Genomic DNA, 7,132 nt, shown 5'->3' with positions numbered 1-7,132 from the left:
GTCTAATAAATAACAAATTCTTTGCATTGCCTGTTTATTAATGAAAGAAAGTATTTTCATGGATTTCATTCCCTGAAATGGTCAAGCGAACTAAAAATAACAGGAATATCAATTTAAAAGTTCTTGCCAAAAAATAGCAGCAATAATTATTTATCATTTTTCTTTTGCAACGAACGTTTATTCGCTAAAATAGGAATAACGGGGTGAACGAAATGAAAGTGCGTAAAAATTTGCAAGAAATTTTAACAGAATTACAAGTCGGTGAATCTATTAATAGAAATATAGTCCATTGGCATACGATAGAGGAAAAAGAGGCTCAGACTGATGAGATGCCAGAGGATTTAAGTGGAATATTGAAAAATGCTTTGGAGAGACGAGGTATTTCTCGCCTTTATACTCACCAGAAATCTTCTTATGAGCAAATAATGGGTGGACAGAGCATCGTTGCGGTTACTCCAACGGCCTCAGGAAAAACGCTTTGCTATAATCTTCCTGTGCTCCAGTCAATCATAAATGATCCCAATGCAAGAGCACTTTATATGTTCCCTACTAAAGCACTGGCACAGGACCAGAAAAGTGAAATCAATGAATTGATCCAGGAGGCTGAGCTCTCCATCAATAGTTATACATATGACGGTGATACACCAGCAAATATCCGCCAAAAGGTAAGAAGGGCGGGCCACATTGTCATCACAAATCCTGATATGCTCCATTCAGCGATTCTTCCACACCATACAAAGTGGGTGTCGCTCTTTGAAAACTTAAAATATGTTGTAATCGATGAATTGCATATTTACCGGGGGGTATTCGGCAGCCATGTGGCGAATGTGATCAGAAGGCTGAAGAGAATCTGCAATTATTATGGCAGTGATCCAGTTTTTATCTGCACGTCCGCAACAATTGCCAACCCACTTGAACTTGCTGAAGGATTGACTGAAAAGGATATGGTACTGATCGACAATAACGGCGCACCTTCAGGGAGGAAGCATTTCTTATTTTACAACCCGCCTGTCGTAAATATCCCGCTTAACGTCCGCAGGAGTGCTACACTTGAAACCAGACGACTTGCAGGAGAGTTCCTGAAAAATAAAATCCAGACAATCGTTTTTGCTCGCAGCAGAGTCAGAGTGGAAATACTGCTGACCTATCTCCAGGAACTGGTAAAGCATAAGCTTGGCCCAAAAGCGATCCGGGGCTATAGGGGAGGGTATCTTCCTACAGAAAGGCGGGAAATTGAAAAAGGTCTAAGATCTGGCGATATTTACGGTGTTGTCAGCACGAATGCACTTGAACTGGGAGTCGATATTGGACAGCTTCAGGTATGCATAATGAACGGATACCCAGGAACAATCGCGAGTGCATGGCAGCAGGCTGGCAGGGCAGGCAGAAGGCACGGAGAGTCGGTTGTCATCATGGTGGCAAGCTCTAGCCCTCTTGACCAGTATGTCATCCAGAATCCAGATTACTTTTTTAATCGCAGTCCTGAAACGGCTAGAATTAATCCTGACAACTTAATCATTCTGATTGACCATATAAAATGTGCTTCATATGAACTGCCCTTTAAAAAAGGCGAAACGTTTGGAGCAGCGGAAATTGAAGAGATATTAGAATATTTAACAGAGGAACGGATTCTTCATCAAAACGGCGAAAAATGGTATTGGATGAATGATGCTTTTCCGGCACACAATATCAGCCTTCGTTCGGCGTCACAGGAAAACGTGGTGATCATCGATCAATCTGATGTTGCAAATGTAAGAGTGATTGGAGAAATGGATACCTTTTCGGCAATGACGCTTTTACATGAGGAAGCAATATATTTGCACCAGGGAATCCAATTCCAGGTAGAAAAGCTTGATTGGGAGGAGAAAAAGGCGTTCGTCCGTGAGGTGGATGTCGACTATTTCACAGATGCCAATCTAGCAGTCCAGCTAAGTGTTCTCGAAGAGGATAAGCATCGTGGCAATACAGAAACTGAAATTGGTTTTGGAGATGTCAGCGTCAGGGCGATGGCAACCATTTTTAAGAAAATCAGATTTGAAACACATGAGAATATCGGGTCAGGTCCAATCTTTCTTCCAGAAGAAGAATTACATACGAGTTCAGCTTGGATATCGCTAAATAAAGAGCTGTCTGAATTCAATGATGACCGTCTTGAAGAGGGACTGATCGGAACTTCTCAGGCATTAAAGCACATTGCACCATTATTCGTCATGTGTGATCCATCGGATGTCCATGTTGTACCGCAAGTGAAAGCTGCTCATAATGAGAAACCGACAATCTTTTTTTACGACCGTTACCCGGGTGGCATAGGCCTTAGTGAAAAAATCTATTCCGGTATTGAAGCGATATTGGAACAAACAAAACAAATGGTGATGAATTGCCAATGCTCGGACGGCTGTCCTTCATGTATTGGTACAGATACGACATCAATCCATTCAAAAAATGATGTCGTGAAAATTTTAAATATGTTCCTTAAAGCAGCAGTTTAATGAAGGAGGGGGAAAATGAGTCTTAAGAATAAATTGAACCGCTTAAAACCTCATATTAAAAGCGGAGGTGAAAAACCTAAAGCTGAAATGATTCCAGTTCAGGATACTCCAGAAATTCCGTTTCTCGATGTTTGGGAAAAAGAATCCGTTTCCCCCTTCTATTTTGATGGACAGTACTGTTTGGTAAGGGAAGTCAGCTATCCGCTTGATTACCAGCATGGCAGCTACCGATTCGGTGATTTGCTGGAGGCGGTTTCCCTTTGGAACCATGAAGAAACCAGGCATCCACTATCAGCGTCAGGACATAAACCACAGGATCTTGTTTTTTTTGATACAGAAACCACTGGTCTTGGCGGCGGAGCAGGCAACACGATCTTTTTGCTGGGACATGCAAGTGTATCGGGTAATACAATAAAATTAAAACAGCATATCCTTCCACAACCCGGCGCCGAAGTTGCTCTTTACCAAAGCTTCCTTGAAAATGCGGATTATACTACCCTGGTGACCTATAATGGGAAGGCATTTGACTGGCCACAGGTCAAGACGAGGCACACTCTGGTAAGGGATCATGTTCCCAAATTGCCTGCCTTTGGCCACTTTGACCTTTACCATGCTGCAAGGCGGATGTGGAAGCATAAAATTGAGAGAATGAAGTTAAGTATTGTTGAACAGGAAGTGCTTGGCCTGGAAAGAAAAGATGATATCCCGGGATTTCTTGCACCAATGATTTATTTCGACTTTTTGGAAAGAAAGAATCCAGAAGGTCTTCTTGGAGTGATCAAGCATAATGAAACGGACATCCTGTCACTATTAACGCTTTATACACATCTGACCTTTCAGCTTTTGGGAAGGGACAAAACTCAAACGGCGAGAGAAACCTACGAAGTTGGACGCTGGTTTTCCTACCTGGGAGAATCGGAAAAGGCTAAACAAACGTTCAGCGGGCTGGCTGAAAGAGGAAACGAACAGGAAGCTGCGGCCAAGCATGCTTTGGCTGCTGAATATAAACGAAACAGGGACTGGACACAAGCCGTCTCATTGTGGAAAGAAAGTGCTGAAAAAGGGACAAGTAAGGACAGGAAGGAAGCCTGCATAGAGCTTGCCAAGCATTTTGAGCATCGGGAAAAGAATTTTAAGCTGGCATTAGAATATTGCCGGCGTGCTGAATCAATCCATTTAGACGATGAAGGCAATACAAAAAAAGACATGATTTTCAATGAAGAACTTCAGAAAAGAATCAAGAGAATTTCCCGGAAAGCATTTCCCGGGCAAGCGCAGGATTCGTCAAAATAAACAGTATTTACTGCACGCTTCGCCATGATTACTTGAATTGTAACAAAATTTTAACATTTACCAGCAATAAACCTGTAATATCCTGTTGTATGAATTGTTCTTACATTGTAAAATGTAAAATTGTATGGAACAAAAAAATTAATAATTTTTACGGGGCTGGTAAAATGTATAAAGCGGTTTTAGTTCTCTATTTTGTAGTTATTACACTTATTGCTGTTATTTTCAGCGGCCTTAAGGACAACTTTTACACATTCCTTTAATTTTTTATTTTTGCTTGCACGGCAGATTATCCTGAAAAAATAGGTGTTTTCATTAGTACAAGATGCACGGCTTCTTCATAGGCTGATAATGTAAAGAATAAGTCTATAGGAAAGGAGTTATGCACTATGTACTGCAAACCGACAAATGTATTGCCAACTGTAGTTCATCCTACTAAGTGCTGTGTAAACCATAATTATGTTAATAATGTGGTTCCACACATACATCCGACTCACACTACAAATGTAAATCATATTAATTATGATCATGTCCATTATTTCCCGCAAACACAGTCTACAGTGAATCAGGTAACAAATCAGAATTTCTATGGCGGTTCAGGCCCTGGAGTTGGCCCGAGTGGCCCAAGGCCGCGCCCAGGATTTGGTGGAGCACCAGGTATGGGAATGGGACCAGGAATGGGAATGGGACCAGGTCCTTCAGGCTTTGGACCAGGACCAGGAATGGGATTTGGACGATAAATTAACTTCTACAAGGGCTATTTAGCCCTTGTTTTTTTAAAGTCATTTGAAATTCTGAAGGGAAATAAAAAGATAAATACGCTGGGAAGATTAATATTTGACCTAATAAGGGAATACATTCAATAGGGAAAATCTTAGATAAGAAATTTATCTAGACCTGAAAATCAAACCTGAAGGAGATATAATGGCAAAAGTCGCTGCTATTTCTGGCTATAAACCTTTTGAACTTGGGATTTTCAAGCATGATCATCCTGCAGCTGAGTACATAAAAATTGCTATCAAAAAAAGTTTGCTGCCTTTAGTTGAAGAAGGCCTGGAATGGGTAATGATCAGCGGGCAGCTTGGTGTCGAATTATGGGCAGGCGAAGCTGTGTTTGAATTACAGGAGGAATATCCAGACCTGAAATTATCGGTGTTTACTCCTTTCCTTAACCAGGAAGAAACGTGGAAAGAGGCTAACAAGGAGTGGTATGAATCCATTCTTGCAGGTGCGGACCATGTGGATTCAATATCACGGAAACCATATGAAAAACCGTGGCAGTTCAGGCTGAAGAATCAGTTTTTTATAGAAAAAAGTGACGTGATGATTTTGCTGTATGATCCTGAAAAAGAAGGCAGTCCCAAGTTTATGCATGAAACAGCAAAAAAATACGGACAAACAAACGAGTATGAAGTGAGATTGATTACTATGTATGATTTGCAAATGATTGTTGACGAAGAACAATTAAGAAAACAGGGGTTTTAACGTGAATTGAGGATTTATATAGAATTTTGATTTACGTAAATGAACATTCCTCTTTTCTTTGGCCTGTTGATTCGAGCGGAAATCAACAGTTAAGGTAACGGAGCCTTTTCTTTAATGATATTTTTCCTTTTCGACCGTCAACTGAAAAGATTGTAAAATTTACAGGCCGATTTTTACGCTGTAAAATAACGTTACGATGTTAACGAATGAAGCTTAAGAAAAGAAAAATTGACAAATCGCTGTGTTTTTGAAAAAATAAATTAGACGATAGGGGTATATTGAGGTGAATGGAATGCTATCCGATAAATTACAATTAACTGCTAAAGATATTTTGGAAAAAGAATTTAAAACAGCTATGCGTGGTTATAAGCCAGAAGATGTTGATAAGTTTCTTGATTTAATCATCAAAGATTATGAATTGATGCAGCAGGAGATAGAAGAACTGCAGCAGGATAATCTTCGCTTGAAAAAGCAGCTAGATGAAACTTCACGCCGGCCAAGTACGCAGGCAGCAGGCACTACAAATTTTGATATTCTTAAAAGGCTGTCAAATCTTGAGAAACACGTATTTGGAGACAAACTCTACGATTAAACCAGTTTCTGCTAGATTATGAAATGTATTACCATTGCTTTTGATATCAATATTAAATATAATACTTCATGAAGCTGTTAATAACGTTCGGGTAATCGCTGCAGTTTTGCTGCAGAGGAAAGTCCATGCTCGCACAGGCTGAGATGCCTGTAGTGTTCGTGCCTGGCCAATTCATAAGCCAGGGCAGCCGGGTTCACACTCGGTTGACGGCCGGGAAAATGCCTAAGTCGGCAACGATATGGCATGAATACCTATAAAAGTGCCACAGTGACGGAGCCTTCCCAGAAATGGAAAGGGTGGAACGAGGTAAACCCCACGAGCGAGAAACCCAAACGATGGTAGGGGCACCTTCTTGGAGGAACTCAACGAAGAGAAGGACAGATGATTTATCATCTGTAGATAGATGATTACCACCGGAGTACGAGACTCATTGTCGTTTGCAGTACAAAGGTACAAAACATGGCTTACAGAACGTTATTAATGGATTTGTATGAGTGTTTATAAAAGCTCTCCTTTTGCCAGGAGAGCTTTTTTTATGTATATTAAGTGTTATTGGGCAACTTAATCGTAGAAACATGTACATACTCAAACTATTTTTTGATATAAGGGTGAAAATATGAAGAATTTTGATTTAATCGCTACTTCTGCAATGGGACTTGAAGCGATTGTTGCAAAGGAAGTACGGGACTTAGGATACGAATGTGAAGTTGAAAACGGCAAGATTTCATATAAGGGAGACGCACTTGCAATCGCTCGCAGCAATATGTGGCTTCGCACGGCTGACAGAGTCAAAATTAAAGTGGGCGAATTCAAGGCTTATACATTTGATGAATTGTTTGAAAAAACTAAGGCCCTTCCATGGGAACAACTTCTGCCAGAAGATGCAGAGTTTCCTGTATCAGGGAAATCAGTGAAATCAAAGCTATTCAGCGTTTCGGATTGCCAGGCAATCGTGAAGAAAGCGATCGTTGAGCGAATGAGAACCCAGTATAAAAAAACGACATGGTTCGAAGAAAACGGTCCGTTGTTCAAAATAGAGGTAGCCCTCCTTAAAGACGTCGTAACGCTGACAATCGACACAAGTGGCAGCGGGCTCCACAAGCGCGGCTACCGTACAGATCAGGGTGAAGCTCCGTTAAAAGAGACACTTGCTGCAGCCCTAATTATGCTGACTAATTGGAATCCTGATAAGCCATTTGTCGACCCGTTTTGCGGATCAGGGACAATTCCAATTGAAGCAGCACTGATTGCGCAAAATATAGCGCCGGGTTTTAAC

6 protein-coding genes and 1 other RNA gene are annotated in these 7,132 nt (G+C 40.9%); all 7 read left to right on the top strand.

From position 1 onward, the window contains the following. Positions 1 to 212: 212 nt before the first annotated feature. The gene (locus tag WB217_RS05425) at positions 213 to 2,489 is read left to right on the top strand and encodes a DEAD/DEAH box helicase (protein WP_423991383.1); all 2,277 of its coding nucleotides are present in this window, start codon (positions 213 to 215) and stop codon (positions 2,487 to 2,489) included. A gap of 15 nt (positions 2,490 to 2,504) precedes the next feature. Then, the gene (locus tag WB217_RS05420) at positions 2,505 to 3,782 is read left to right on the top strand and encodes a ribonuclease H-like domain-containing protein (protein WP_423991381.1); all 1,278 of its coding nucleotides are present in this window, start codon (positions 2,505 to 2,507) and stop codon (positions 3,780 to 3,782) included. 386 nt (positions 3,783 to 4,168) lie between these two features. After that, entirely contained in the window at positions 4,169 to 4,519 is a 351-nt protein-coding gene (locus tag WB217_RS05415; RefSeq protein WP_423991379.1) for a CotD family spore coat protein, read from the top strand. 184 nt (positions 4,520 to 4,703) lie between these two features. Continuing rightward, a complete protein-coding gene (locus tag WB217_RS05410) occupies positions 4,704 to 5,264 on the top strand; it encodes a DUF1273 domain-containing protein (protein WP_423991377.1) in 561 nt (186 codons plus the stop codon). Positions 5,265 to 5,556: 292 nt separating this feature from the next. Further along, positions 5,557 to 5,856, top strand: a complete 300-nt coding sequence (gene gpsB / locus WB217_RS05405) for a cell division regulator GpsB (protein ID WP_335375873.1) — start codon at positions 5,557 to 5,559, stop codon at positions 5,854 to 5,856. 83 nt (positions 5,857 to 5,939) lie between these two features. Continuing rightward, positions 5,940 to 6,328: RNase P RNA component class B (gene rnpB, locus WB217_RS05400), an RNA gene on the top strand. A gap of 144 nt (positions 6,329 to 6,472) precedes the next feature. Then, the coding region (locus WB217_RS05395; protein WP_423991375.1) for a THUMP domain-containing class I SAM-dependent RNA methyltransferase at positions 6,473 to 7,132 on the top strand (660 nt) is incomplete at its 3' end.

The sequence above is a fragment of the Mesobacillus sp. genome (genome assembly GCF_049588175.1).
In the GTDB taxonomy this organism is placed as follows: domain Bacteria; phylum Bacillota; class Bacilli; order Bacillales; family Cytobacillaceae; genus Mesobacillus.
This window is presented reverse-complemented; position numbering and strand designations above follow the sequence as displayed.

Excerpts from the sequence above, each read along its gene's own strand:
- WB217_RS05410 (WP_423991377.1), top strand. The coding sequence starts at position 4,704 with ATGGCAAAAGTCGCTGCTATTTCTGGCTATAAACCTTTTGAACTTGGG.
- WB217_RS05425 (WP_423991383.1), top strand. The coding sequence starts at position 213 with ATGAAAGTGCGTAAAAATTTGCAAGAAATTTTAACAGAATTACAAGTC.
- WB217_RS05415 (WP_423991379.1), top strand. The coding sequence starts at position 4,169 with ATGTACTGCAAACCGACAAATGTATTGCCAACTGTAGTTCATCCTACT.
- gpsB (WP_335375873.1), top strand. The coding sequence starts at position 5,557 with ATGCTATCCGATAAATTACAATTAACTGCTAAAGATATTTTGGAAAAA.
- WB217_RS05420 (WP_423991381.1), top strand. The coding sequence starts at position 2,505 with ATGAGTCTTAAGAATAAATTGAACCGCTTAAAACCTCATATTAAAAGC.